This is a genomic window from Nocardia jiangsuensis, from assembly GCF_042650385.1.
In the GTDB taxonomy this organism is placed as follows: Bacteria; Actinomycetota; Actinomycetes; order Mycobacteriales; family Mycobacteriaceae; genus Nocardia; species Nocardia jiangsuensis.
Genome location: NZ_JBHSAX010000033.1, coordinates 293,275 through 316,765 on the forward strand (window position 1 = coordinate 293,275; position 23,491 = coordinate 316,765).

The 23,491-nt window shown below is 71.4% G+C and carries 20 protein-coding genes and 1 pseudogene; 5 read left to right on the forward strand and 16 right to left on the reverse strand.

Annotation, left to right across the window (positions count from 1 at the left end; all coding sequences use genetic code 11):
* Positions 1 to 428: 428 nt before the first annotated feature.
* The 7 genes from ACFO0B_RS29990 to ACFO0B_RS30020 form a co-directional block, all read right to left on the reverse strand.
* The gene (locus ACFO0B_RS29990) at positions 429 to 2,021 is read right to left on the reverse strand and encodes an FAD-dependent oxidoreductase (RefSeq protein ID WP_378616781.1); all 1,593 of its coding nucleotides are present in this window, start codon (positions 2,019 to 2,021) and stop codon (positions 429 to 431) included.
* A 1-nt stretch (position 2,022) separates the two neighbouring features.
* The gene (locus tag ACFO0B_RS29995) at positions 2,023 to 3,027 is read right to left on the reverse strand and encodes an AurF N-oxygenase family protein (protein WP_378616783.1); all 1,005 of its coding nucleotides are present in this window, start codon (positions 3,025 to 3,027) and stop codon (positions 2,023 to 2,025) included.
* Between the two features lie 134 nt (positions 3,028 to 3,161).
* The gene (locus ACFO0B_RS30000; protein ID WP_378616785.1) at positions 3,162 to 4,151 is read right to left on the reverse strand and encodes a sulfate/molybdate ABC transporter ATP-binding protein; all 990 of its coding nucleotides are present in this window, start codon (positions 4,149 to 4,151) and stop codon (positions 3,162 to 3,164) included.
* Positions 4,148 to 4,954, reverse strand: coding sequence for a sulfate ABC transporter permease subunit CysW (cysW, locus tag ACFO0B_RS30005; protein WP_378616787.1), 807 nt, complete (start codon positions 4,952 to 4,954; stop codon positions 4,148 to 4,150). Before cysW ends, ACFO0B_RS30000 begins: the two co-directional genes overlap by 4 nt.
* On the reverse strand, positions 4,951 to 5,799 hold the full coding sequence (gene cysT, locus ACFO0B_RS30010) for a sulfate ABC transporter permease subunit CysT (protein WP_378617295.1): 849 nt from the start codon (positions 5,797 to 5,799) through the stop codon (positions 4,951 to 4,953). The genes cysW and cysT overlap by 4 nt, the downstream gene beginning before the upstream one ends.
* A gap of 189 nt (positions 5,800 to 5,988) precedes the next feature.
* Positions 5,989 to 7,047 (reverse strand): sulfate ABC transporter substrate-binding protein, encoded by a 1,059-nt coding sequence (locus tag ACFO0B_RS30015; protein WP_378616789.1) that lies wholly within the window; start codon positions 7,045 to 7,047, stop codon positions 5,989 to 5,991.
* Between the two features lie 157 nt (positions 7,048 to 7,204).
* Positions 7,205 to 7,294, reverse strand: coding sequence for an Ms4533A family Cys-rich leader peptide (locus tag ACFO0B_RS30020; protein WP_357021258.1), 90 nt, complete (start codon positions 7,292 to 7,294; stop codon positions 7,205 to 7,207).
* Positions 7,295 to 7,345: 51 nt separating this feature from the next.
* Here ACFO0B_RS30020 and ACFO0B_RS30025 point away from each other — a divergent pair.
* Positions 7,346 to 7,655, forward strand: a pseudogene (locus tag ACFO0B_RS30025) (hypothetical protein); the annotation flags it as partial.
* A gap of 251 nt (positions 7,656 to 7,906) precedes the next feature.
* Here the strand turns inward: ACFO0B_RS30025 and ACFO0B_RS30030 are convergent.
* Complete coding sequence (locus tag ACFO0B_RS30030; RefSeq protein WP_378617316.1) at positions 7,907 to 8,275, reverse strand: hypothetical protein; 369 nt, start codon at positions 8,273 to 8,275, stop codon at positions 7,907 to 7,909.
* 55 nt (positions 8,276 to 8,330) lie between these two features.
* Here ACFO0B_RS30030 and ACFO0B_RS30035 point away from each other — a divergent pair, with 55 nt between their 5' ends.
* Entirely contained in the window at positions 8,331 to 10,364 is a 2,034-nt protein-coding gene (locus ACFO0B_RS30035) for a glycoside hydrolase family 15 protein (protein WP_378616791.1), read from the forward strand.
* 73 nt (positions 10,365 to 10,437) lie between these two features.
* On the opposite strand, the gene ACFO0B_RS30040 is transcribed toward ACFO0B_RS30035, so the two are convergent.
* From ACFO0B_RS30040 to lepA, 3 genes are all read right to left on the reverse strand, one after another.
* Complete coding sequence (locus tag ACFO0B_RS30040) at positions 10,438 to 12,243, reverse strand: dynamin family protein (protein WP_378616793.1); 1,806 nt, start codon at positions 12,241 to 12,243, stop codon at positions 10,438 to 10,440.
* Between the two features lie 118 nt (positions 12,244 to 12,361).
* Positions 12,362 to 14,590, reverse strand: coding sequence for a hypothetical protein (locus ACFO0B_RS30045; RefSeq protein WP_378616795.1), 2,229 nt, complete (start codon positions 14,588 to 14,590; stop codon positions 12,362 to 12,364).
* Positions 14,591 to 14,791: 201 nt separating this feature from the next.
* On the reverse strand, positions 14,792 to 16,642 hold the full coding sequence (gene lepA / locus ACFO0B_RS30050; protein WP_378616797.1) for a translation elongation factor 4: 1,851 nt from the start codon (positions 16,640 to 16,642) through the stop codon (positions 14,792 to 14,794).
* A 92-nt stretch (positions 16,643 to 16,734) separates the two neighbouring features.
* Here lepA and ACFO0B_RS30055 point away from each other — a divergent pair, with 92 nt between their 5' ends.
* Positions 16,735 to 17,286 carry a type II toxin-antitoxin system PemK/MazF family toxin gene (locus ACFO0B_RS30055; protein ID WP_378616799.1) on the forward strand — a complete coding sequence of 184 codons (552 nt, stop codon included), beginning with the start codon at positions 16,735 to 16,737 and terminating at the stop codon, positions 17,284 to 17,286.
* A gap of 10 nt (positions 17,287 to 17,296) precedes the next feature.
* Here ACFO0B_RS30055 and ACFO0B_RS30060 read toward each other — a convergent pair whose 3' ends face one another.
* From ACFO0B_RS30060 to ACFO0B_RS30075, 4 genes are all read right to left on the reverse strand, one after another.
* Complete coding sequence (locus ACFO0B_RS30060; protein WP_378616801.1) at positions 17,297 to 18,085, reverse strand: aquaporin; 789 nt, start codon at positions 18,083 to 18,085, stop codon at positions 17,297 to 17,299.
* Positions 18,086 to 18,150: 65 nt separating this feature from the next.
* Positions 18,151 to 18,993, reverse strand: coding sequence for a transglutaminase family protein (locus tag ACFO0B_RS30065; RefSeq protein WP_378616803.1), 843 nt, complete (start codon positions 18,991 to 18,993; stop codon positions 18,151 to 18,153).
* Positions 18,990 to 19,964 carry an alpha-E domain-containing protein gene (locus ACFO0B_RS30070; RefSeq protein ID WP_378616805.1) on the reverse strand — a complete coding sequence of 325 codons (975 nt, stop codon included), beginning with the start codon at positions 19,962 to 19,964 and terminating at the stop codon, positions 18,990 to 18,992. The genes ACFO0B_RS30065 and ACFO0B_RS30070 overlap by 4 nt, the downstream gene beginning before the upstream one ends.
* Complete coding sequence (locus tag ACFO0B_RS30075; protein WP_378616807.1) at positions 19,964 to 21,598, reverse strand: circularly permuted type 2 ATP-grasp protein; 1,635 nt, start codon at positions 21,596 to 21,598, stop codon at positions 19,964 to 19,966. The genes ACFO0B_RS30070 and ACFO0B_RS30075 overlap by 1 nt, the downstream gene beginning before the upstream one ends.
* A gap of 217 nt (positions 21,599 to 21,815) precedes the next feature.
* On the opposite strand from ACFO0B_RS30075, the gene rpsT reads away from it, so the two are divergent.
* Positions 21,816 to 22,076 (forward strand): 30S ribosomal protein S20, encoded by a 261-nt coding sequence (gene rpsT / locus ACFO0B_RS30080; RefSeq protein ID WP_233016540.1) that lies wholly within the window; start codon positions 21,816 to 21,818, stop codon positions 22,074 to 22,076.
* A 165-nt stretch (positions 22,077 to 22,241) separates the two neighbouring features.
* Positions 22,242 to 22,490 (forward strand): hypothetical protein, encoded by a 249-nt coding sequence (locus ACFO0B_RS30085; RefSeq protein WP_233016539.1) that lies wholly within the window; start codon positions 22,242 to 22,244, stop codon positions 22,488 to 22,490.
* A 67-nt stretch (positions 22,491 to 22,557) separates the two neighbouring features.
* Here the strand turns inward: ACFO0B_RS30085 and ACFO0B_RS30090 are convergent, their stop codons facing one another.
* Positions 22,558 to 23,388, reverse strand: coding sequence for a helix-turn-helix domain-containing protein (locus ACFO0B_RS30090; RefSeq protein ID WP_378616810.1), 831 nt, complete (start codon positions 23,386 to 23,388; stop codon positions 22,558 to 22,560).
* Positions 23,389 to 23,491 lie beyond the last annotated feature (103 nt).

The following is a 23,491-nucleotide window of genomic DNA, read 5'->3' on the forward strand; positions in this document are numbered from 1 at the left end:
CCAAAACCCCAGCGGAGAGCGGATTCGGACCGGTCGGCTCGTTTCACCGTTCGAGCGTGTCGGGCAGCAGCTGGCTATCGGTCAGCGATCGAAGGCGTCGACACGAAGCCCACCGGCGAAGGAAGCCGGGGGCGATGACCGACCGGTCGGTAGCCAATAGATAGCCATAAACGAAGGTGGCGCCGCCGGACCTGGGGGGAAGTCCGGCGGCGCCTACTCGAAGCGCGGCTCGCAGGGGGGTTCGAGCCGCGATGCGGGCCAGCCGTTGGGGGGAGTAGCTGACCCATTGCCGATCGTACGCCCGAAGCGCGAGATCCGGCGATTTTCGTCACCTGATCGACATCTCGGGCCGGCAGAACCGGCAAATAGCTCGCGGATCGCGGCCGAATCGCGCAGGCTGCCCGGTCCGGATTGCGAAACTCGCCCGATCAGCCCTGTGTGAGCAGGCCGCGGAACCGCGACCGCTTGGTCGCGGGTAGCGCCGCGCCGCCCGGCCGCACCCGCGGCGCCCGCAGCCGGACCAGCCGGTCGAACTCGTCGGCGCCGCGCGGCGGCGTGCCGAGCAGCCCGGCGTTGAAGTCCGCCGCGAGCTGCCGCACCGTCTCCTGCGCGCAGGACTTGTTGGTGCCGATGAACCCGGTCGGGCCGCGCTTGATCCAGCCGGTGACGTAGCTGCCGGGGACCGGCGCCCCGCCCGGCTCGGTGAGTACCCGGCCCGCCTCGTTCGGCACGACCCCGCGCGCCTCGTCGAAGGGCAGCCCCGGCACCGCGACACCGCGGTACCCGACCGAGGTGAGCACCAGCCCGGCGTCGAGCCGCTCGACCTCGCCGGTGGGCACGGCGGTCACCCGGCCGTCGGCGCCGGTGGTCAGCGCGGTGCGGGCGAGCTCGAGCCCGGTGACCCGGTCGGTGCCGGCGATCTCGGTCGGCGCGGCCAGGTAGCGGAAGACGATCCGCCGCCGGGCGCCGACCGGACGCTTCGCCACCTGGTGCAGCAGCCGCAGCTTCTGCTCGACCCGGTACGGCAGCTCCGGGGTGATCGGCGGCAGCTCGCCATCGATCACGATGTCCACGTCGGCGCCGAGCAGCCCGACGAACTCCGGGACGGTGAAGGCGGATTCGGCCGGGCCGCGCCTGCCGAGCACCACCACCTCCTCGATTCCGCTCTCCCGCAGCGCGCGCAGCGCGTACGGCGCGATATCGGTGGCCGCGAGGGTCTCCGGGTCGGCGGTGAGGATCCGCGCGACGTCCAGCGCCACATTGCCGTTGCCGACGATCACCGCACGCCGCTGGTCCAGGTCGAACCCGGCGTGCGCGTGGTCGGGGTGGCCGTTGTACCAGGCCACGAAGTCGGTGGCGGAGACGGTGCCCGGCAGCCCCTCCCCCGGGATCCCGAGCTTGCGGTCGGTGGAGGCGCCGACGGCGTAGATCACCGCGTGGAAGTGGTCGCCGAGCTCGGCCGGCGCGATATCGGCGCCGATGTCGACATTCAGGTACGAGCCGAAGCCCGGCTGCGCGGAGATCACGTCGAAGAGCGCGCTCACCTGCCTCGTCCTGGCGTGGTCCGGCGCGACCCCGTGCCTGGCCAGGCCGTACGGCACCGGCAGCCGGTCCAGCACCGTCACCGCGACGTCCGGCTGCGTGAGCAGCTCGTCGGCCGCGTACATGGCGGACGGGCCGGAGCCGACGATCGCCACCCGCAGCGGGCTGCGCTCGGTCTCGATCCGCGCGGCCGGCACCGGCCGGGCCAGCAGCGGACGCGGCCTGGCCTGGCGGTAGAAATCCGCGTTGATCTCGATGAACGGCTGCTGCTCCTGCGTCAGTTTCTTCGACGAGGTGATGGCGTCCACCGGGCAGGCCGAGGCGCAGGCGCCGCAGTCGACGCAGGCGGCCGGGTCGACGTAGAGCATCTCCGCGGTGGCGAAGTCCGGCTCGTCCGGCGTCGGGTGGATGCAGTTCACCGGGCAGGCGTAGACGCAGGAGGCGTCGCTGCAGCAGGACTGGGTGACGACGTAGGGCATGTCAGGCGGTCTTCACCAGGCGCAGCGGCTCGGAGCGGAACCGGGTGACGTGGCCGTTCATGCCGAGCGCCTTCCACAGCCGCCGGGAGATCGGGTTCATCATGCCGATCTTCTCGGCCAGCATCCGGACGTCACCGAAGTAGTCGGCGAAGACCTTCTTGGCCTCGTCGGAGCCGTAGAACAGCTCCTTGCGCACCGATTCCGGCACGTCGAACTCGTCGAAGAAGGTGCGCGGCGGGGTCGCGATGGCGCGGCCGAGGATCCACATGATCAGCGGCATGGCCAGCGAGAGCACGAAGCGCTGCCGGGCGTTGCGCTCCGGGACGTGCTGCTCCAGGAACTCGTGCGCGAAGGAGATGTGCCGCGCCTCCTCGGCGATGTGGATCGCCATCACGCCGCGCATGATCGGGTGGATGTCGTCGGTGGAGCGCAGGATGTCCTTCTGGATGTGGTCGATCGGCTCCTCGCCGGCCAGCACCGCCATGAAGAACAGGTTCGGGAAGTTCACCGCGACCGGCACCGCGAGGTGCCGCAGCTGGCGGACCAGTGGGCCCATGCCGGGCACGTCGACGCCGATCCGGTTCACCATCTCCTGGAACATCAGGGTGTGGTTGTGCTCCTCGATCATCTCGTGGGAGCAGTAGCGGAACTCCGGCGAGCCGTTCGGCAGCCCGAAGACGTGCTGCATCATGCCGCTGATCAGGATGGCCTCGAACTGCAGCCCGACCTTGGCGATATTCGCCTGGCGGTACTTGCCGATCTCGATCTGCCGCTCCTTCGGCAGCGCCAGGTACCACGGGTGCCTGCCCAGCGGGTCGGCGGAGGGCGGCAGGATCCAGCGCTCCTCGCCGGTGTCGGCGGCGAAGTCCGGGTTTTCCCAGTCGATGTCGGTGAAGGGGTCGAAGTTCTTGTTGACCGACCCTTCCGACAACAGCAGCAGCTTCGCGGCGTATTCGTTGGCCCGCGCGAGGTCGGTATCCGCGAAGGGCTTCTCGGCTGTCGACATCGTCGTCACTGCCTCTCGTAGTCGGCTTTAACTGTTCCCCATGGTTACACCTACACGCGGTAACGTCAACCTGCCGACAGCAGAGGGGCGGGGTACGTGATGACGTACCCCGCCCCGCGCCGCGAAATCGCGGCCTAGATCTCCGGAATCCGGGTCGCCCGGACGTAGACGGTCTCGCCGTCGGCCAGGCGGAGGGCCTCGGCGTCACCGCGGGTCACCTGGGCGGCGAAGAGGTCGCCGGTGGCCGCGTTGCGGAGCTCGACCCTGACCTCGAAGCCGAGCCGGACCACCCGCTCGACGGTGGCGCGGGTGACGCCCGCGGAATCGGCGGTGCCCTCGTTCTCGGCGAGCGCCATGCCCGGGTCGCGGCCGACCCGGATGTCGTGCGGGCGCACCAGGTGGCCGTTGAGCCGGGCCACCTCGCCGAGGAAGGACATGACGAACTCGTTGGCCGGCCGGTCGTAGACGTCCTCGGGGCTGCCGACCTGCTCGATCCGGCCCTTGTTCATGACCGCGATCCGGTCGGCGACGTCCAGCGCCTCCTCCTGATCGTGCGTGACCAGGACCGTGGTCACGTGCACCTCCTCGTGCAGCCGGCGCAGCCACTTGCGCAGGTCGGCGCGGACCTTGGCGTCCAGCGCGCCGAACGGCTCGTCCAGCAGCAGCACCTTGGGGTCGACGGCGAGCGCGCGGGCCAGCGCCATGCGCTGCCGCTGCCCGCCGGAGAGCTGCGCCGGGTAGCGGTGCTGGAAGCCGTCCAGCCCGACGATGCCCAGCAGCTCGTCCACCCGCTTGCTGATCTCGGCCTTCGGCCGCTTGCGGATGGTCAGCCCGAAGGCGACGTTGTCGCGCACCGTCATGTGCTTGAACGCCGCGTAGTGCTGGAACACGAAGCCGATGTCGCGCTTCTGCGGCGGGACCCGGGTGACATCGCGGTCGGCGATCACCACCACGCCGGAGTCCAGCGATTCCAGCCCGGCGATCGAGCGCAGCAGCGTCGACTTGCCGGAGCCGGAGGGGCCGAGCAGCGCGGTGAGTTCCCCGGAGGGGATCTCCAGCGTGACGTCGTCCAGCGCGGCGAACGTGCCGTAGTGCTTGTTCGCGTTGGTCACGGTGATCGTCATCGGGAGCTCCGCTTGCGGTCGAGGAGGGTCATGAGCAGCAGGGTGATCAGGGCGAGCGCCATCAGGACGGTGGCGGCGGAGTAGGCGCCGAACACGTTGTGGTCGTTGATGTAGCGGCCGTGCACCAGCAGGGTCAGGGTGAGCGACTTGCCGGGCAGCGCGGAGGAGACCATGATCACCGCGCCGAATTCGCCGAGCGAGCGGGCGACGGTGAGCACGACGCCGTAGGTCAGCCCCCAGCGGATCGCGGGCAGCGTGACCCGCCAGAAGGTCTGCCAGCCGGAGGCGCCGAGCGTGGCCGCGGCCTGCTCCTGCTCGTCGCCGATCTCGCGGAGCACCGGCTCCACCTCGCGCACCACGAACGGCAGCGTCACGAAGATGGTCGCGATCACCATGCCGGGAAGCGCGAAGATGACGGTGATGCCGATGTTCGCCAGCCCGCCGAACCAGCCGCCGACGCCCCAGAGCAGGATCAGCGAGACGCCGACCACCACCGGCGACACCGCGAACGGCAGGTCGACGATCCCCTGCACGAGGCTGCGCCCGGGGAACTTGCCGCGCACCAGCGCCAGCGCGGTGACGATGCCGAAGACGACGTTCACCGGCACCACGATCACGAGGATGATCAGCGAGAGCTGGAACGCCGAGATCGCGGCCGGCGTGGTGACCGACTCGTAGAACGCCCCGATGCCGCGTTCGAAGGTGCGCCACAGGATGACCAGCAGCGGCAGCACCAGCAGCACGAACAGGTAGCCGAGCGCGATCACGCGCAGCGAGAGTCTGGCCGGAAGGGAGAGTTTCATCGGCTCGCCGCCTCCCGCCGGGAGCTGCGCTCGGCCAGCAGGCGGAGCAGCAACAGGGACGCGAACGAGATCGCGAGCAGCGCCACCGACACCGCGGCCGCGTTCACCTGCCGATCGATCTCGATCTGCTTCTGGATGTACTGCGACGCCATCTCGGTCTCGCGCGGGATGTTGCCGCCGATCAGCACCACCGAGCCGTACTCGCCGATGGCACGGGCGAAGGCGAGGCCGCCGCCGCTGAGCACCGCGGGGGCGAGCGTCGGCAGCACGATCCGCCGGAACGTGGTCCAGTTGCTCGCGCCGAGCGAGAGGGCGGCCTGCTCCACCTCGCGGTCGGCCTCGATCAGCACCGGCTGCACCGCGCGCACCACGAACGGCAGCGTCACGAAGGCCAGCGCGACGACGAGGCCGGGCTGGGTGGCGTTGAGGTGGATGTCGACCGGGCTCTCCGGGCCGTACAGCGAGAGCAGCACGATGCTGGCCACGATGGTCGGCAGCGCGAACGGCAGGTCTATCAGCGCGTTGACCACGCCCTTGCCGGGGAAGTCGTCGCGGACCAGGACCCAGGCAACCAGCGTGCCCATCACCACGTTGAGCACCGCGACGATCACCGAGACGAACACGGTGATGCGCAGCGAGTCCAGCGCGGCGGGCGCCGTCACCGCGTCCCAGAAACCGGCCCAGCCGTCCTCGAACGAGGTCACGGTGAGCGCCGCCAGCGGCAGCACCACGATGATGCTGAGCCACAGCACCGCGGTGCCGATGCCGAGCGGGCCGATCGACCCGGTCACCCTCAGCCAGGAGAGGTCGCGGCGCGGTTTCGCGGGCGCGGCAGCGGTGATCACCGCCGGACCCGGCGCGGCGGCTGCCGCCGCGGGCTCGGGCACCGGCGCGGCGGCCTCCGCCAGATCCGTACCCCTGGCCGGAGTGCCGGGCGCACTGTCGGGAACTTCGGAGCCGGGCGCACGCCCGGCTCCGGATGCGTTGTTCTCCGTCACGATCGTTCGGTATCCCGTGTGCTCGGAGTCACGACGTCACTTGGTCGCGTTGTCGTAGATGACGGCGACCTTGCCGGTCTCCGCGGTGAACAGGTCCTTGTCGACGGCCTTCCAGCCACCGAGGTCGGCGATCGTCCACTCCTTGACCGGGGTGGGGAAATCGGCCTCGAACTCGGCCGCGATCGCCGGGTCGACCGGACGGAAGCCGGCCCGGCCCCAGGCGCGCTGCCCCTCGGCGGTGAACTGGAAGTCGCGGAACGCCTTCGCCTTCTCCGGGTTCTGGCTGTTCTTCAGCACCGCGATCGGGTTCTCGATCTTGAAGGTGACCGGCGGGATCACGTGCTCGATCCGGTCGCCGTTGCGCTCCGAGAAGATGGCCTCGTTCTCGTAGCTCAGCAGCACGTCACCGGTGCCCTGCAGGAAGGTCTCGGTCGCCTCGCGGCCGGACTTCGGCTGCACCTTCACGTGCTCCGGCGAGACCAGCCGGCTCAGGTAGTCCAGCCCGGCCTGCGGGTTCTTGCCGCCCTCGGACTTGGCGGCGTAGGGAGCGAGCAGATTCCACTTGGCCGAGCCCGAGCTGAACGGGTTCGGGGTGACCACCTCGACGCCGGGCTTCAGCAGGTCGTCCCAGTCCTTGATGCCCTTGGGGTTGTCCTTGCGAACCACGATGGCGACCACGGAGCCGAACGGGATGCCCTTGTCCGCGCCGGCGTTCCAGCCGGCATCGACCAGCCCGGCGTCGACCAGCCGGGTGATGTCCGGCTCCACCGAGAAGTTCACGACGTCGGCGGCGGCGCCGTCCTTGACCTTGCGGGACTGGTCGCCCGAGGCGCCGTAGGACTGCTGGACCTGCACGCCCTCGCCGGCCTCGGTCTTGTTGAACTCGGGGATCACCTTGTCGAAGCCGGGCTTCGGCACGGCGTAGGCGTAGAGGTTCAGCGTGCCACCGCTGCCGTCGGCGCCCCCGCCTTCGGTGGAATCGCTCGCGCCGCCACCACAGGCGGTGAGCGCGACGGCGGCGAGCGCCGTGAGGGCGACCGCGAGCGGCTTGCGACGGGACCGGGTACGACCGGCGGACAACGACCTGCGAGACATCGCTGGACCTTCCTGTGTGATCCACCGCGACGGGGTTGCTGAGGTGCGGTGGACATCCGAGACGACGCGCCGGATCGCGAAACGACCCGCTTATTCCGGAGCACCGTCGCCGGATGCGCGCCGGTTCATCGAACGGACGCGACGGTGACCCCGCAGATCACCGACAGAGGATATCGGCGACCGCGAGGTTGCCGACAGCGATCAACGCCAATTCATGGCGGACCTGCGGGACGGCACTCGGAGACACGGGCAGACTGTAGCAGAGCATCGATAGCTATTCGATTCGAACGAGTTTCACATGATCGGGGGAAACCGCATATCGTCCGCTCCTCCGGACCGGCTCCGCACCCGCCTGCCCGGCATCAGCCCCCGCGCCTGGGAGCACCCGGCCGACCGCACCGCACTGGTGACGCTGCGTTCGCCGGCCGGGTTCGACACCGTGCTGCGCACGGTATCGGGCTGCTGCGCGAGCGCAGGCACCGGTTGCTCTACCTCGCGACGGCTGTGCGGGTGGACGAGCGCCAGTTCCGCACGCTGCACCAGCTGCGCCAGGACTGCGCCGAGATTCTGGATGTGCCCCGAATGTTCCCGAGATGTTCGTTCTGCAAGGACGTGGAGGCGTCGGTCCGGGTGCACATGAAGACCGCGGGCGGCAGGTCGCCGGAGCGCTCGTAGTCGTCGGCCTGGGCCAGGAAGGCGCCGAAGTTCATCTCGCTGACCAGCGCGCAAGTAGCGGGTCAGCCGGTCAGCGGGCAGCAGGCAGGTGTTCGGTGGTCAGCGGGTCAGCGGGTCAGCAGCCAGGCCACCACGAGCAGCACCAGCAGCGCGACCAGGGCGAGCTGCACCCGCGAGCGCGGCATCAGCGCACCCCGGCCGGGCCCGCGGCGGCGGTCAGCGGCGGGCCGACGAGCTCGGCGGGCCGGGCGGCGATGATCGGCGCGGCACCCGCGCCGCGGGGCGGCTCACTGTGCGCGGCCGGATCGGCATGCCGGTGGCCGCCGTCGGCGGCGGGGTCGGCGGGCGGGTCGGTGCGCCCTGGGGCGCCCTGCTCCGGCTTGCCGTCCCGGCCGAGCAGGTGCAGCACCGCGCGCAGCGTGCGGTCGAGCCCCATGGCGATGGCGACGCTGATCGGCACCATGCCGAGCAGGACGACGACGAACTGCGGGATGAACGGCAGCCCCGCCACCCAGAGTTCGAACCCGTCCCACCAGCCTGCGATCTGCTCCACGCCCCCACCCTAGTGGTCGCGGCCGATACCGGGAACGACCCGGCATCATGGGGGTATGGCGCCGACTGATCACCCCCGAGAGACCGCGCTCGACGACGCACCCCCGGCCGGGGCCCTGCCCGCCGCGGCCGGCGGCGGCGAGGTGCCGCTGCTCAACCCGACCATCGAGGCGCGGCGCTACGGCGCCTTCCCGCCGATCGACGACTACGCCTTCCTCAGTGACTGCGAGACCACCTGCCTGATCGCCAGCAACGGCGCGGTGGAGTGGATGTGCGTGCCGCGCCCGGACTCGCCGAGCATCTTCGGCGCCGTGCTCGACCGCAGCGCGGGCCACTTCCGGATCGGGCCGTACGGCCGCAACGTCCCGGCTGCCAGGCGCTACCTGCCGGGCGGCATGATCCTGGAGACCACCTGGCAGACCGAGACCGGCTGGCTCATCGTCCGGGACGCGCTGGTGCTCGGGCCGTGGCACAACAACGACCAGCGCAGCCGCACGCACCGGCGCACCCCGATGGACTGGGACGCCGAGCACATGCTGCTGCGCACCGTGAAGTGCGTGAACGGCACCGTCGAGCTGGAGATGAGCTGCGAGCCCGCCTTCGACTACCACCGGGCCGCCGCGCGCTGGGAGTACACCGGCAAGGTCTACGAGGAGGCGACCGCGACCATGGCGGCGAACCCAGAGGCGGGGCCGACGCTGACGCTCACCTCCGACCTGCGGCTCGGGCTGGAGGGCAGGGAGGCGCGGGCGCGGACCAGGATGGTCGAGGGCGACGAGATCTTCGTCGCGCTCACCTGGTCGGAGCTGCCCCCGCCGAAGAGCTACGCCGAGGCGGCGCAGAAGATGTGGGCCACCATCGAGTGCTGGCGGCAGTGGATCACGCTCGGCAAGTTCCCCGACCACCCGTGGCGCAACTACCTGCAGCGCAGCGCGCTCACGCTGAAGGGGCTCACCTACGCCCCGACCGGCGCGCTGATGGCCGCGGGCACCACCTCGCTGCCGGAAACCCCCGGCGGCGAACGCAACTGGGATTACCGCTACAGCTGGGTGCGCGATTCCAGCTTCGCGCTCTGGGGGCTCTACACCCTCGGGCTCGACCGCGAGGCCGACGACTTCTTCGCCTTCCTCAACGACGTCGCCACCGGCCCGGACGGCGAACCCGTTCCGCTGCAGGTGCTCTACGGCATCGGCGGCGAGCTGGAGATCACCGAGAGCACCCTCGACCACCTGTCCGGGTACGACTGCGCGCGCCCGGTGCGGGTCGGCAACGCCGCCTACGACCAGGTGCAGCACGACATCTGGGGCACCATGCTGGACTCGGTGTACCTGCACGTGCGCTCCAGGCAGCAGGTGCCGGAGACGCTCTGGCCGCTGCTGGAGCGGCAGGTGCGGGCGGCGGTCGAGCACTGGCGGGATCCGGATCGCGGGATCTGGGAGGTGCGCGGCGAGCCGCAGCACTTCACCTCGTCCAAGATCATGTGCTGGGTGGCGCTGGACCGCGGCGCCCGCCTGGCCGAGCTGCACGGCCAGGCCGAGCACGCCGCCGAGTGGTTCGGGATCGCCGAGGAGATCAAGGCCGACGTGCTGGCCAACGGGGTGAACGCCGAAGGCGTCCTCACCCAGGCCTACGGCAGCGACACCCTGGACGCCTCACTGCTGCTCGCGGTGCTCGTCCGCTTCCTGCCCCCGGCCGACGAGCGGATCAGGGCCACCGTGCTCGCCATCGCCGACCGGCTCACGGTGAACGGGCTGGTGCTGCGGTACGACACCGAAACCACCGACGACGGCCTCTCCGGCGCGGAGGGTTCCTTTGCCATCTGCTCGTTCTGGCTGGTCTCGGCGCTGGTGGAGATCGGCGAGCTGGAGCGGGCCAAGCACCTCTGCGAGCGGCTGCTCGGGCTGGCCAGCCCGCTGCGGCTCTATGCCGAGGAGATCGACCCGCGCAGCGGCAGGCACCTGGGCAACTTCCCGCAGGCCTTCACCCACCTGGCACTGATCAACGCGGTCACGCACGTGATCAGGGCGGAGCAGACGCGCGACGCGGGCTACTTCCAGCCCGCGCACTCCCCGCCCGCGCCCGCGCGCTGAGCGGCCGGATGGCGCGAGCGCCGCGGCGGGAAGGGCGCTTCCCGCCGTGGTGCGGCCAGGTGCGAGCGCCGGGTCAGAAGGGCGCCAGCGCCTCGGCCCGGCCGCGCACGCCGCGCAGTTCGTCGAGGTGGCGCTCCAGCTCGGCGAGGCGCTCCGCGCGCCGGTGCCCGTAGCGGCCCTCGGCCTCCGAGGACACCCGCAGCACCTCGTCGGCGCCGCGGAGCACCTCGGTGGCCAGCTCGGTGAAGTGGTCGCGGAGCGCGCGCTGCACCGCCCGCAGCCGGTTCCTGGATTCCTTGCCGACCTGGAAGACCACGTCGTCCATGAGCCGGGCCACCGCGACCTTCGCCTCGGCGCGGCGGCGCTGCTTGCGCGCCTTGCGGTCGTCCCAGAGCGCGTTCACGCCGAGCAGCACGCCGGCGCCGGCGGAGTACCAGTTCACCAGCGACATGCCGAGCAGGCTGGTGGCGAGGCCGACCATCAGGATGCCGCCGTAGGAGCCGCGCAGCGCGGAGAGGAACTGCTGGGTGACGCCGGGCTTGCCGCTCTCCAGCGGCTCCAGCGGGGCCACCTCCTCCAGCACCTCGCCGGGGTTGGCCAGCCGCAGGTCGGGCAGCGGCGGCATCCGGTGGTGCGCCGGGAACTTCCCCGCCACCTGCTCGCACAGCTCCACCGAGCGGTAGTGCGCGACCACGAAGTTCTCCTCGACCGCCTCGCAGATCCTGGCGTCCAGGTCGGCGGCGAACTCCTTCCAGCGCGTGGCCGGGTCGCTCTCGGTGATCTCGGCCTCGGCGTCGCGCACCAGGCTGCGCAGCCGATGCCGCAGGTCGTGCTCGATATCGGCCATCAGCTCGGTGCTGCCGTCCACCAGCGTCACCTGCCAGTTGGCGGTGCGCTGGCGGAGCTGGTCGGCCTCGTCCCTGGCCAGCGATAGTCGCCGGGTGATCTCGGCGCGCCTGCGCGGGTCGCGCAGCGTCTCCTGCTCGGTGCGCAGCGAGCCCTCGAGATGTCCGGCGATCAGCCGGATGTCGCCGATGGCGGCGTCCCGCGCCACCACGTCGGCGCGGGCGACGACGAAGTCGCGCAGGTGGTCGACGAGCTGCGGCAGCCCGGACTCGATGTCCCGGTGGTAGTCGCCGTCGGCGACCGCGTCCAGGTGCAGTTGCGCGGAGATCGGCGCGACCGCGAGGCCGAGCCCGGCCGAGTCGAGCAGGTCCCGGTTCCGCTGCTGCACGCCGGACCAGTGCGGGTACTGGTCGATCTTGGTGAGCACGCAGACGACGGTCGGGCAGACCCGGTGGATGCGGTCCAGCCGCTCCAGCTGCTCGGCGTCGAACTCGGCGCCGGCGTCGGTCACGTAGAGCACCGCGTCGGCGGCGGCGATCATCGACCAGGAGATGTGGTCGTCGCCGGTCGAGCCGGGCGCGTCCATCAGCACGATGCCGTCGGCCAGGAACGGGCTCGGCTCGGTGTACTCGATCCGGACGACGCCGTCGGTGGCCGCCAGCGCGGCGGCGGCGCCGCGCGGGTCGATCGGGGTGCGCTCGGTGCGCCCCGGCGCGGTCGACTTGACCAGCACCGCAGCCGATTCCGGCCCGTACTCGACGATCACCGGGACGCCGTTGCCGTCGGTGACGCTCACCGGGGCCCCGATCAGACTGTTCACCACGGTGCTCATCCCGGACCGCGGCCGGCCGACCACGACCAGCCGCACCCGCGGATCGCTGAGCTTGGCCAGCGCCATGCCGATGCGGCCGTTCAGATCCTCGCGCCCGGCGAACCGGGCCGTCTCCCTGAGATCCTCGAGGATCCGGATGAGCGGCGCCATGACCTCCGGATTCTTCGCCGTCGCGGCCTCAAGCCCGGCTACGGCAGACAAGCCGGTCTCCTCACTCTCGATCGTCGCGATGCCGACCGGCGCCGCGATGTTTCCAGCCATAGTGGTGCATCGGACCGCCGTTCGCAGCGGCGCGGTACGAAACCGCTCGGTCCGGCTCCTACAGCAGCGCGCCGTTGTGGTCGTCGGGCAGCGGATGCAGCGGGTCACCGTAGCCGAACCCGGCCGTGGCGCCGAACTCGCTCGCCGCCAGTGTGTGCGGGGCGTGATCGGTCAGCGCGGGCAGCTGCCACCAGTGCGAGTGCGCGTGCCCGTCGTCCGCGATGCCCTGCGCGCTCGGCTTCGGCTGGGTGGCCGGATTCGGCGGCGTCGGGATGGACGGATTGTCCACGGTCGGAAGGGTACCGGGCTGATCCGCGGCCGGCGGCGGCTTGACCCCGGTGGGTGCCGGATCGGTCGGCAGGTCGACCGTGGGCGCCGAACCGGTGCCCGGTCCGCCGGTGTCGCCGCCCGCGGTGGGGCGGCCGGTGCCGGGCGAGCCGGTTTCGCCGCCCGTGCCGGGGCGGCCGGGCTCCGGCTGCTGGTCCGGGGTGCTCGGCCGGGTCGGGGCCTCGGGGCGGGTGGTCGGCGCGGTCGGCGCGGTGCTGCCCGCGCCGCCGCCGGGGGTGGTGGCGTCGGCGCCCGGGGCGGTGCTGCCCTGGCTCGGGCGGGTGGGGTCGCTGTCACCGGTCGGCGGGGTTCGGGTGACGGTGACGTCCGGGAGGGTGGACGGCGCCGGCTTGGTGGTCACGCCGGTCTCGGTGCCCGGCCTGGGGGCCGGGGTGCTCGGCTCGGCCGAGGGCACCTGCACCGTGGTCCGGGTGACCGTGGTCGGCAGCCCGGTACCGGGGGTGGCCGGATCCGTGTGCGGCGCAGTGTGATCGGTGCCGGCGGGCGTGCTCGGCTCGGGGCGCAGCGGCGGCTGCACCACGGCGGGGAAGAGCAGCGGCAGGTCGGCGGCGGGCGCGGTGAGTGGCGACGGCCCCGGCGGCGGCGCCAGCACGTTGGCGATCGGGGTGCTCGCGGCATCCGGCTGGATGGTGGTCTGCAGCGGGGTCGCGGCCACCACCGGCGGCGCGACGACGGCGGGGGCGACGGCGATCGGCACCGCGGCGGGCGCGACCGGTGCGGGCTGCGGTGCGGGCGCGGTGGCGGCCTGGACCGGCGGCGGCACGAAGCCGGGGCTCGCCGGGGCGCCGGCACCGGAGCCGCCGAGCCCGGAGTTCAGCCCGGAGCCGCTCGCACCGGGCAGCGCGCCCTCGGTGCCGGTGCGCCCGGTACCGGGCGTGGAGCCGAGCCACTCGCCGAAGCGGTCGAGCTGGTCACCGATGCCGGTGCCCGCCGCGGTCTGCACCGTGACCCCGGCGGATGCCTCCACCCGCAGATCGGTGTAGAGGTAGGCGCCCTGCGGCCCGAGGCCGAAGTCGACGGTGAAGTGGGTGTCGATCTCCGCCCCCGCCTCGATGCCGACGTAGAGCCCGAACGGGTCGCTGCCGATCCCGTCGAAGAGCCCGCCGCCGAAACCTGTTCCCGGCGTGCCGGAGTCGTGGTGCCCGTGCTGGCCGTCCTCGGTGCGCACCGGGTCGGCATCCGACATCCGGGTCAAGCCGAGCGGATCGGCGCCGGGTGCGGTGAAAGTGATGTCGCCCGTGCCGAATCCGTGCCCGGCCTGGCCGAGGCCGTGCGCCGGGAGGCCGAAGCCGTCGGCCTGGTCGTCGTCATCGGGCCCGCCACCGATCCCCTCCCACCAGCTCGGCATCTCGGGAGCCTGGAAGAGCGGCATCCCGGTGCCCGGCAGCTCGAACTCGTGCCCGGACCAGCCGGGGGTCGGGCCGGCCGCGGCGGAATCCCAGCCGGGGGTCAGCGGGATCTGGCCGGCGCCGGTCGGGTGGCCGAAGTCCAGCGCCGGCGTCGTCGTGCCCTCCCAGCCCGGGCCGGTGGGAACACCGGTGACCATGCTGTCGGTCCCGGGCGGCGTGCCGAAGCGGAGCCCGGGCACGGGCAGCGTGGCCTCGGTGACCGGGAGCGGGGCCGGCGCGTTCGGGCCCGGGTGCGCGACCGGCTGCGGCGCGGTGCCGGCCGGACCCGGGTCCGGAAAGGTCAGTACCGGGCTCGGAACGTCGGGATCGGGATCACTGCTCCTGGCCCAGCCCGCGTTCCAGCTGTCCAGGTGCTGCTCCGACCCCGGCTGGGCCGGAACGCCACCGCCATTGGCGGCGACCAGTGCGCCGCCGGTGACGTAGGCGCCCGCGCGCGCGGTGCGCGCGACGCCGTTGGCCACACGGTATGCGGTGTCCCCGCCCCCGCGCTCGCCCGTCTCGTCGTCGTCGAAGGGCAGATCACGCGTCATTGAAGCTCCAGCTCTCGATTTCCTGCGGCACACCACACCGGGCGCCCGCGGAGTCGGCCCCACCCTATTTCGCGGGCCGGGAGCTGTCATATTCTCCGCCGCTCGCAGCGCTCGGTTGTGGTGAGCACCCCTACCTTGCCAAAGGCGCGAGCCGAACGAAAGCCCCGTTTCGAGCGGGCTTACCGGACCAGTGGTCCGGTGCTACTTCTTGTCCTTCGGTTTGTCGGCGGCGGCGTCCGAGGAGAGCGCCGCGACGAAGGCCTCCTGCGGCACCTCGACCCGGCCGATCGTCTTCATCCGCTTCTTGCCTTCCTTCTGCTTCTCCAGCAGCTTGCGCTTGCGGCTGATGTCACCGCCGTAGCACTTGGCCAGCACGTCCTTGCGGATGGCCCTGATGTTCTCGCGCGCAATGATCTTCGCGCCGATGGCAGCCTGGATCGGCACCTCGAACTGCTGCCGCGGGATGAGCTCGCGCAGCTTGGTCGTCATCTTGTGGCCGTACGCCTGCGCGGCGTCCCGGTGCACGATGGCGCTGAACGCGTCCACCGCCTCGCCCTGCAGCAGGATGTCCACCTTGACCAACTGCGAGACCTGCTCGCCCGACTCCTCGTAGTCGAGGCTGGCGTAGCCGCGGGTGCGCGACTTCAGCGAGTCGAAGAAGTCGAAGATGATCTCCGCCATGGGCAGCGTGTAGCGCAGCTCCACCCTGGTCTCGGAGAGGTAGTCCATTCCGCCCAGCTCGCCGCGGCGGGCCTGGCACAGCTCCATGATCGAGCCGATGAACTCGCTCGGCGAGATGATGGTGCACTTCACCACCGGCTCGTACACCGAGCGCACCTTGCCCTCCGGCCAGAAGGACGGGTTGGTCACCACCTGCTCGGCGCCGTCCTCCATCTCCACCCGGTACACCACGTTCGGCGCGGTGGAGATCAACTCCAGGTCGAACTCGCGCTGCAGCCGCTCGCGGGTGATCTCCATGTGCAGCAGTCCGAGGAAGCCGCAGCGGAAGCCGAACCCGAGCGCCACCGATGTCTCCGGGGCGAAGGTCAGCGCGGCATCGTTGAGCTGCAGCTTCTCCAGCGCGTCGCGCAGGTTGGGGTAGTCCGAGCCGTCCACCGGGTAGAGCCCGGAGTAGACCATCGGGCGCGGCTCGCGGTAGCCGGTGAGCGGCTCGCTGGCGCCGTTGCGGGCCGCGGTCACGGTGTCGCCGACCTTGGATTGCCGCACGTCCTTCACGCCGGTGATCAGATACCCGACCTCGCCGACGCCGAGCCCGGCGGTCGGCTTCGGCTCCGGCGAGACGATGCCGATCTCCAGCAGCTCGTGGGTGGCGCCGGTGGACATCATCTTGATTTTCTCGCGCGGGGTCAGCTTGCCGTCCACCACGCGCACGTAGGTGACGACGCCGCGGTAGGTGTCGTAGACCGAGTCGAAGATCATGGCGCGTGCCGGGGCATCCGCCTGCCCCTGCGGCGCGGGGATCGTCCTGACCACCTCGTCCAGCAGCTCCGACACCCCGGCCCCGGTCTTGCCGGACACCCGCAGCACGTCGTCCGGCTCGCAGCCGATGATGTGCGCGATCTCGGCGGCATAGCGGTCCGGGTCGGCGGCGGGCAGGTCGATCTTGTTCAGCACCGGGATGACCGTGAGGTCCTTGTCCAGCGCCAGGTACAGGTTCGCCAGCGTCTGCGCCTCGATGCCCTGCGCCGCGTCGACCAGCAGCACCGCGCCCTCGCAGGCCTCCAGGGCGCGCGACACCTCGTAGGTGAAGTCGACGTGGCCTGGGGTGTCGATCAGGTGCATGACGTAGTCGGTGCCGTCCAGCTGCCACGGCAGCCGGACGTTCTGCGCCTTGATGGTGATCCCGCGCTCGCGCTCGATGTCCATCCGGTCGAGGTACTGCGCGCGCATCGCCCGCTCCTCGACCACTCCGGTGAGCTGCAGCATCCGATCGGCCAGCGTCGACTTGCCGTGGTCGATGTGGGCGATGATGCAGAAGTTCCGGATCCGGGACGGATCGGTGAATGTGGTGTCGGCGAAGCTGGCGGGCACTCCACTCCTCGGCTGTGGTCGGCGGGGGCAGCGCCCATCGTCCCATGACCACTGTGCGGGCGACCTCGGCGGTTGGCCGTTATCCTTCCGGGATGGCCCGAAGTTGGAACACGATCGGCAAGCAGCTCGGCACCATCGCCAGGCAGCAGGGCCCGAAGATCGTCAGGCAGCAGGGACCGAAAATCGTGGAGCGGCTGCTCGGTTCGCTCTCCGGTGCTCGGCGCAGGAACGTCTCGGTGCGGCCGACCGCCTCGGTGCCGGTGCCGACGGCGGAGCGGGCAAGGCAGGTCGTCTACGCCCCGCAGCTGGACGGCCGCGCCGATCCCGGTGAGATCGTCTGGACCTGGGTGCCGTTCGAGGAGGACCCGAGCAACGGCAAGGACCGCCCGGTGCTCGTGGTCGGCCGGGACCGGCGCACCCTGCTCGGGCTGATGCTCTCCTCGAACGCCGAGCGCGCGCACGATTCGGACTGGATCGGCATCGGCAGCGGGAACTGGGACCACGACGGCAGGCCGAGCTGGGTCCGGCTGGACCGGGTGCTCGACGTCCCGGAGGCCGGGATCAGGCGCGAGGGCGCGGTGCTGGCGCGCAAGACCTTCGACCTGGTCGCGCACCGGCTGGTTGCCGAGTACGGCTGGCACTGAGCCCGTTCGCTCAGGAGATCATGTCCCGCGAGCGGCCGAAGAGCAGCCCGTACAGCAGCGCGCCGAGCACCCCGCCGAGCAGCGGGAACACGATGAACGCCCAGAGCTGCCCCATCGCGCCGTCCTGGTACGGCGCGACCGCGATGCTGCGCGCCGGGTTCACCGAGGTGTTGTCCACCGGGATCGAGATCAGGTGGATCACCGCGAGGGTGAAGCCGATCGAGATGCCTGCCAGGGGCAGGTCGGAGAGCTGGTCGGTGGAGGCCAGCACCACGAAGACCAGCAGCGCGGTGAGCATGACCTCGACGATGATCATCGCGGCCAGGCCGTAGCCGTCCTCGATCACCACCATGCCGAGCGGACCGGTGGTGGCCGAGGGGCTGTGCGCGCCCCAGCCGTTGGCGCCGAGGCCGTCGACGGCGCGGTCGTAGCTCGGCAGGTTCTTCGCCAGCGCGAAGAGCACCAGCCCGGCCAGCAGCCCGCCGATCACCTGGGCGATCCAGTACCCGATCGCGCTGACCACGCCGAGCCGGCCGAGCAGCAGTTGCCCGAGGGTCACCGCAGGGTTCACGTGGCAGCCGGAGATCGGCCCGATCGCATAGACCAGGAAGAGCAGGGTGAGCCCGAAGGCGAGCGCGACCCCCAGCGCGCCGACCCGCTGACCGGCGATGACGGCGGTGCCGACACCGCCGATCACCAGGACGAAGGTGCCGAACGCCTCGGCACCCCACTTCTTCGCATCGGGAATCGGCCGCTGCTCGACGGCTTCTTCGACGATTTCCTGTGCCGTGGGAGACATACCGCCACCTCGCGCTTCCAGAGGAAACTGCATATTTGCTGAGAGGTCGAGCGGTAGTGAAATTACTACGCGAGCCGGGTGATCTCCACCACCACGCGCATATCGGTCGAGCCGCCGCCGGAGAAGATGCCCTTGAGCGGCGGCACATCGGAGTAGTCCCGGCCGACGCCGACCGCGACGTGCTGCTCGTTGATGGCGATGTCGTTGGTCGGGTCGTACCCCCACCACTGCCCGGTCCAGGCCTCGATCCAGGCGTGCGACTGCCCCTCGACGGTCGCCCCGATCTCCGCCGACGGCTGCGGGTGCAGATACCCGGAGACGTACCGGCTCGGGATCCGCATGGCGCGCAGCAGCAGCAGGGTCAGGTGCGCGTAGTCCTGGCAGACGCCGCGGCGCTCGGCGAAGGCCTGCACCGCCGAGGTGTGCACCGAGGTGCTCGCCGGGGTGTAGTCCATCTCCCGGTACACCCACTCCGCCGCGCGCACCACCGCCTCGGCAGGCGAGTCGGTCCGCGCGAGCTGGGCGGCGACCGCGCGCAGGTCGTCGTCGAGCGGGACGTAGGGCGTCGGCGCGAGCAGCTCGTCGAAGCGGTCGGCCACCGCGTCGGTGCGCAACTCGTCCCAGCTCAGCTCCTCGGCCGGGCCGGGGAAGGGGTCGGTCTCCACCACCGAGGAGCCGATCACCTGCAGCTCGGTGTGCGGCGCGTGCAGGTCGAAGGCGGTCACCGCGGTGCCCCAGTAGTCGGTGTACCGGTAGGAGCGGGTGGCGGGCACCGTCTCCACCCGGTTCAGCACCACGTTCTGCCTGTGGTCGCCGCGCGGGGTCAGCCTCGCCTCGTTGAACGACCGGGTGACCGGCGCCTCGTACACGTAGTCGGTGGTGTGCACCACCCTGGTCCGCCAGCTCACAGCTCCCCCTCCGCGCCGACCAGCTGATCGTGGCTGACCTGCAGGTCGGTCCAGGCCACCCAGGGCGCCGCGTGGAAGTACTGCAGCGCCACCGCCTCGCTCACCTCGCGGCAGGTGCGCTGCAGCGAGAGCAGCCGGGCCTGCAGGTTCTCCAGGAGCACCCCCGGCGCCAGGAACTCCAGCTCGCTGCGGGCCCGGCCGAGCAGCCGCTGCGCCTCGTGCCGCGCCCCGACCCGGCTGCTCGGCCGCTGGTCCAGCTCGGCCAGGCAGGCCTCGGCCACCTGCACCGAGTGGAACACCGAGCGCGGGAAGAGCCGGTCCAGCAGGATGAACTCGGCCACCAGGTTGGCGTCCAGCGCGCCGCGGTGCGTGCGCAGGTAGGTGTCGTGCGCGCCCGCCGAGCGCAGCACCGTCACCCAGGCGGGCGAGGAGGTGCGGTCACCGGCGCGGGAGAGCAGCAGCCGCACCGTCATGTCGACCCGCTCGATGGCCCGGCCGAGCAGCAGGAAGCGGTAGCCGTCGTCGCGGCTCAGGGTGGAGTCGGAGAGCCCGGCGAACATGGCCGCGCGGCCCTTCACGAAGTGGAAGAACTCGTGCGGGCCGAGGCCGCGGGCCGCGGACTCGGCGGCGGCCAGCCCGTTGTAGGTGGCGTTCAGGCACTCCCACATCTCCCCCGAGGTCACCTCCCGCGCGCCGCGCGCGTTCTCCCTCGCCTTCGCGACCGAGTCCACGATCGAGCCGCCGTGCGCGTGGCTGAACGCCACCAGCTCGGTCACCGACCAGACGTCGAGCACCCCGGCGGGCGGCTCGATCCCGAGCACCCGGAGCAGCAGCCGCGAGGTGCGGTCCGGGTCGACGGTGGCGTCCTCCAGCAGCTGGTGCACGGCGACGTCGAGGATCCGGGCGGTGTCGTCGGCGCGCTCCACGTAGCGGCCGATCCAGTAGAGCGATTCCGCGTTCCTGGCCAGCATCAGGTGCTCCCTCCGGTCACCGGCCCGCCCGCACGGGCCGCCTGCTGTTGCTGCTGCTGTTGCTGCCCGGCCTGCGCGGGGGTCGGCTGCCGGTCGGACTCGAAGGCGTCGGCCTGCGGTGGCTCGGCGACCAGCTCACCGCCGCCGAGTTCGCGGTCGGCCGGGGCGGACTGCGCGGAGAGCACCCAGGTGTCCTTGCTGCCGCCGCCCTGGCTGGAGTTCACCACCAGCGAGCCCGCGGGCAGCGCCACCCGGGTCAGCCCGCCGGGCAGCACCCAGATCTGCTCGCCGTCGTTGACCGCGAACGGCCGCAGGTCGACGTGGCGCGGCACGAGCGCGTCGTCGACCTTCGTCGGCACCGTCGAGAGCTGCACGACGGGCTGCGCGATCCAGCCGCGCGGGTTCGCCCTGATGTTCTGCCCGACCGCGGCCAGCTCGGCGCGCGAGGCGTCCGGGCCGATCACGATGCCGTACCCGCCGGAGCCCTCGACCGGCTTGACCACCAGCTCGTCCAGCCGGTCGAGCACCTCCGCGCACTCGGAGTCCAGCCAGCAGCGGAAGGTGTCGACATTGCGCAGGACGGGCTCTTCCCGCAGGTAGTACTCGATGATGGTGGGCAGGTAGGCGTAGACGAGCTTGTCGTCGCCGACCCCGTTGCCCACCGCGTTGGCGATCACCACCGTGCCCGCGCGCGCCGCGTTCAGCACCCCGGGGATGCCGAGCACCGAGTCCGGGCGGAAGTGCATCGGGTCCAGGTAGCTGTCGTCGATCCGCCGGTAGATCACGTCCACCTGCCGCTCGCCCGCGGTGGTGCGCATGTAGACCACGTTGTCCCGGCAGAAGAGATCGCGCCCCTCGACCAGCTCCACCCCCATCTGCCTGGCCAGCAGCGAGTGCTCGAAGTAGGCCGCGTTGTGCACGCCGGGCGTCAGCACCACCACCGTCGGGTCGGCCTCGTTCGGCGCGGCCGCTGCCCGCAGCGCGCGCAGCAGGTGCGTCGGGTAGTCGCCGACCGCGCGCACCCGGTGCGAGCCGAAGAGGTCGGGGAAGACCCTGGCCATCGTCTGCCGGTTCTCCATCACGTAGGAGACGCCGGACGGCGAGCGCAGGTTGTCCTCCAGCACCCGGAAGCCGCCCCGCTCGTCCCTGATCACGTCGATCCCCGCCACGTGGATCCGCACGCCGTTCGGCGGCGCCACCCCGACCGCCGCGCGGTGGAAGTGCGCGCAGGAGGTCACCAGCCGCTTCGGGATCACCCCCTCGCGCAGGATCTGCCGCTCGCCGTAGACGTCGGCGAGGAAGAGCTCCAGCGCCCGCACCCGCTGCCTGATCCCGGCCTCCAGCTCCGACCACTCCGCGGCCGCGAGCACCCGGGGCACCAGGTCCAGCGGGAACGGCCGCTCCTGGCCGGAGTGCGAGAAGGTGATGCCCTGGTCGACGAAGGCGCGTCCGAGCGCGTCGAAGCGCGCGGCCAGCTCGTCGGCGTGGATCGGGGCGAGCGCGGCGAACAGCCCCGCGTAGGGTTGCCGCACCGCGCCGTCCGGGGTGAACATCTCGTCGAAGGCCTCGCGGAACCGGCCGGGGCCGTAGCCGTCGAAGACGCCGGTCGTCGTGGTCGGATGCAGCGCGGTCATCTTCCGAGACTGCAATGCCCGTGTCCGGTTCTCGTGAGACGCAGGTTAATTTCGCGCTACGAAGGACGGGGCCGCGATTTCGTCCGCGCGCGGGCTGCTGGTAACCTCGACCTTCGGCGCAGCGTTACCTGCTGGTCCGCACCGCTTCCGGTACGACCACCGCATGCGCAAGAGCTTCCGAAGCACACCTAACCGACAGGAACCAGAGGATACCGGCGTGGCCAATATCAAGTCCCAGCTGAAGCGGATTCGCACCAACGAGGCGGCGCGGCTGCGCAACCAGTCGGTGAAGTCGGCGCTGCGCACCGCGATCCGCAGCTTCCGGGAGGCCGCCGACTCCGGCGAGAAGGATGTGGCGGCCGAGCGTCTGCGCTTCGCCAGCCGCAAGCTGGACAAGGCTGCCTCCAAGGGCGTCATCCACGCCAACCAGGCGGCCAACAAGAAGTCCGCGCTGGCGCTGGCCTTCAACAAGATCTGATCGTCCGGGCGCTGTCGTAGCGCCCGCGGTACGCCGCCGCCGTGGCCTCGATGACCACGGCGGCTTTTGTCGTGTCCACCGGCGGTTCGGCGGCGGTGGTGGTGCCGGTGGATCGCCCGCGCGCGGTTCCGCGCGGTGTCCGTCGCGCTGGCTACGATTCCGCACATGGTGACCGTGTACGCGAATCAGACCGTGGTCCGAGCCGAGGATCTGCCGGAGGTGATCCGGGCCGCCGAGGTGCTCGGTATCGGCATCAAGATCGAGAATGTGATGGTGCCCGACGACGAGGGTGGCTACGCACTGGAGTGGATCGTCACCCGGGACGAGGACGTGCCGTCGTACGAGGAGTGGGACGGGCGCTTCGAGGAGTCGGACGTGGAGGAAGAGGGGTTGGTACTCACGTCCGGGGAGTGAGTTCTTCCTCCGGTGCGGCCGGGCGATCGCCCGGCCGTTCCGGTGTCGGGGAAGCCGGATGCCGCGGCTACGAACCGAGGCGGGCGAGCGCGGCCTCCGAGGCGGCGTCGGCGGCGTGGTAGACGATTATCCGCTGGTCCGGGTCCTGCTGCGAGAGCAGCACTTCGAACTCGACCATCAGATCGCCGACCACCGGGTGGCGCAGCGGCTTCCGCCCGCGTCCACGGACCAGGACGTCGCGCCGGTCCCAGTTGCGGGCGAACTCCGGGCTGGTCGCGGTGAGCTCCGCGATCATCGCCGCCAGCGCGGGGTCGTCCGGGTGCGCGGCCCACGCGGCCCGCAGGTCGGCGATGCCGTCCTGGATGATCCGCTCCCGATCGCCGTAGCGATCCCGCAGCTCCGGGTGCATGAGGCAGAGCCACAGCGCGTTCCGCCGCCGCTCCGGCACCGCGGCGAAGTCGAGCAGCAGCGCGGCCATCTCGGGATTCCAGGCCAGGATGTCGCAGCGGTGATTCACCAGCATGGCGGGCAGCGGCGAGAACACCCGGATGAGCTTGGTCAGCGCGGGAGCGGGCACCTCGTGCTCCGGCTGCGCACTGCTCGGCGGGCGCTGCTGCGCCAGATCGAACAGGTAGATCCGCTCGGAGTCGGTGAGCCGCAGCGCCCGGGCGAGCGCCTCGAGCACCTCGACCGACGGCCGCAGCCCACGTCCCTGCTCCAGCCGCACCACGTAGTCGGTGCTCACCCCGGCGAGCTCGGCGACCTCTTCGCGCCGCAGCCCCGGCGTCCGCCGCTGCTGCTCGCGCACCGGCAGCCCCGCCGCACCGGGCGTGAGGCGCTCGCGCCGGGTGCGCAGGAAAGCGGCGAGTTCCCGCGTGGTGTCCACCGTGCTCGTCATCACCCCGATGGTACGGAGCGTAGGACCGGCCTTCCCAGGAAGAAGTCTCCCTGACCCGCCCGCTCCCGGCTCGGCAGACTCGGTGGCGCAACGACATTCGACC